Origin of the sequence: Pseudonocardia pini (genome assembly GCF_013870575.1) — a bacterium.
GTDB lineage: Bacteria > Actinomycetota > Actinomycetes > Mycobacteriales > Pseudonocardiaceae > Pseudonocardia > Pseudonocardia pini.
In genome coordinates this window covers 1-2,368 of sequence record NZ_JACBXB010000819.1, presented here as the reverse complement: position 1 = coordinate 2,368, position 2,368 = coordinate 1, and the positions used below count along the sequence as shown (strand labels likewise).

The window sequence follows — 2,368 nt, the reverse complement described above, 5'->3', positions numbered from 1 at the left end:
GCAGGCCCAGGTGCCCGGCGAAGGTGTCCGAGGTGTACTCGCGCTTGTAGAGCCCCTTGCGCTGCAGGGCGGGCACGAGCTCGTCGACCAGGACCTGCAAGGTCTCCAGGGTCAGGTCGGGGGCCAGGACGAACCCGTCGGCCGCGCCCGCCTTGTACCAGTCCTCCAGGCGGTCGGCGAGCAGCTCGGGGGTCCCGACGAACGTCGAGTGCCCCGCCCCGACGAACCGGCTGCGGGTCAACAGCTGCGCCAGCGGCAGCCCGGCGTGCTCCCGCAGGAAACCGTGCACCGACGCCCGGAACCCGAGGCTGACCGTCTCGCTCGCGGGCAGCTCCGCCAGCCGCCGGGCGGACAGCAGCTCGACCGGCAGCGGCTCCTGCGGGTCCAGGGTGGAGACGTCGAAGTCGATCAGCCGCCCCAGCCAGGCCACCTGCTCGGCGGTCTGGTCCGGGGACTGGCTGTAGACGTCCGCGACCTTGGCCTCCGCCTCGGCCTGCGTGCTGCCCAGCACCAGACGCAGGCCCGACAGGTAGTTCAGGTGGTCGGCGGGCCGACCGGCGCTGCGTGCGTCCCCGCGGAACGCCGCCCGGTGCTCGACGGCACCGGCGCGGGTCAGGTCCGCCGCGAAGACCCCGTTGGCGTACCGGCCCGCCAGGGACCGGCCCGCGTCGGACGTGCTGGCGCGCACGATCGGCGGCCGCCCCTGCCGGGACGGCGGCACGGCGAGCCTGCCGCGGACGGTGAACTGCTCGCTGACATGGTCGACGGTCGCACCCGACCAGAGCTCCGTGACGATGCCGACGAACTCCTCGGCGCGGGCGTAGCGGGTGTCTCGCGGCGGGTGCGCAGGGAGCCCGAAGTTCGCCGCGGCGGCGCCGGAGTGCGAGGTCACGACGTTCCAGGCCAGCCTGCCCCCGCTGAGCACGTCGAGCGAGAGCAGCCGCTCGGCCAGCCGGAAGGGGTCGTTGTACGTGGTCGACGCGGTGAGCAGGAAGCCGACGTGCTCGGTCGCCTCGATCGCGGCCGTCCACGCGGTGAAGCGGTCCAGCCCGTCCGCGACGGCGGTGGTCGGATCCGTGATCTGCGAGCCGTCCCCGGTGAACACCGCGTCGAGCAGCCCGGCCTCGGCGAGCTGCGCGAACTCCGCCCAGTAGGCGGGGTCGTACAGCGAGAACCGCTTCAGCCGCGGGGAGAGCCAGGCCTCGGGCAGGTTGCCGTAGGTCCGTAGGTTGTAGGCGAGGAGGATCTCGTCCCGGCTCATCGGAGGCCCCGTGCCTCGGCGGACAGCGCGGCGGGCATCGGTGAGGGGTCGGGGACGGACGACGACGGGCGCGGGGACATGCAGGACCTCCGGAACGGGCCCGGTTCGACCTCGGGCCACCAGCGACTGATCGGCGAGGCTCCCGACGGGAGCCGAAATCAGCTCGAACAGCAGGCGCCTGCGACCCGCAGCAGGTCGATGTGTCGCCTGCGGTAGCCGACGAAACCCACCGTCGCGGCCCCGATCCGCACCACAGCCCCCATCGCTCCCGGCGTGAGCACCCGTGCCGCGGACGGCGGGTTGCTGCGGCGTCGTCGAGCCAGGTCTCTCGGCCGCTCTGGATGGACGTCCTCGACACAACCCTCGCCTCGGGCCGGTGTCAAGACGGGGAGACGATCGTGGCGGTCACAGGCCTCGACCGCGGCCGGCACCCCGCCGTACGCTCGAGCGGTGATCGTCCGGGTGTCCGAGGCGCTCGTCCGGCTCGACCGGGTCGCGGAGTTCCTGCGGCTGCTCGAGGACCTCGTGGCGGACTTCCCCGACCGACACCCCGGCCTCGTGCGGCACGAGATCCTGGTCGACCTCGCCGACGCCCGGCGGGTCCAGTACGTCGGGGTGTGGCGGGACGAGGACGCGCTGGTCGACTACGCGGGTCCGGACTGGCGGACCGTCCCCGTCACGTTCCCCGGCGAGGAGCAGCTGTTGGAGTCCCCGCTGGCCCTCCGCCACTTCCGCCTCGTCGAGTAGCCCCCCGGGGTTCGCGGCGTCCCCGTCCTCCCCGCGCCGCCCGCCCGTCGTCCTCAGTCGACGCCGAGCTGCTCGAGGGTCCGCTGGGCGGCGTCGAGCTCCTCACGCAGCTGCGCGACACGCTCCTCCTGCCGCCTGCGGGCCTCGACCAGTGCCGACGTGACCACCTCGGCGACCGCCGGCGGGAGGGACCGAGCCGCCGCGGCGACGTCGGCCGCCTGGACCGGCGTCGACGGCACGACCCGTTTCGCACCCGCCTGCACCTCCACCGTCCAGTCGCCCCCGGCCGTGGAGGTCAGGGTGACCGTCAGCTCCCCGGAGCGCTCGCCCCGCTTGCGGGCCCGCGCCGGGGCCGCTTTC

At 74.1% G+C, this 2,368-nt stretch carries 4 protein-coding genes and 1 riboswitch; of the genes, 1 reads left to right on the top strand and 3 read right to left on the bottom strand.

The features are described from left to right. Together H5J29_RS29435 and H5J29_RS36400 are read right to left on the bottom strand one after the other, a co-directional pair. Nucleotides 1–1,261: LLM class flavin-dependent oxidoreductase (locus tag H5J29_RS29435; RefSeq protein WP_181784235.1), on the bottom strand; the 1,261-nt coding region annotated here is incomplete at its 3' end. A gap of 158 nt (nucleotides 1,262–1,419) precedes the next feature. Continuing rightward, nucleotides 1,420–1,524, bottom strand: coding sequence for a putative leader peptide (locus tag H5J29_RS36400; protein WP_312858467.1), 105 nt, complete (start codon nucleotides 1,522–1,524; stop codon nucleotides 1,420–1,422). Then, nucleotides 1,518–1,609: riboswitch (SAM riboswitch) on the bottom strand. It overlaps the preceding gene by 7 nt. 102 nt (nucleotides 1,610–1,711) lie before the next feature. On the opposite strand from H5J29_RS36400, the gene H5J29_RS36000 reads away from it, so the two are divergent. Next, entirely contained in the window at nucleotides 1,712–2,008 is a 297-nt protein-coding gene (locus H5J29_RS36000) for an antibiotic biosynthesis monooxygenase (protein WP_181784234.1), read from the top strand. A gap of 53 nt (nucleotides 2,009–2,061) precedes the next feature. Here H5J29_RS36000 and H5J29_RS29425 read toward each other — a convergent pair. Continuing rightward, the coding region (locus H5J29_RS29425; RefSeq protein ID WP_246394463.1) for a DUF6319 family protein at nucleotides 2,062–2,368 on the bottom strand (307 nt) is incomplete at its 5' end.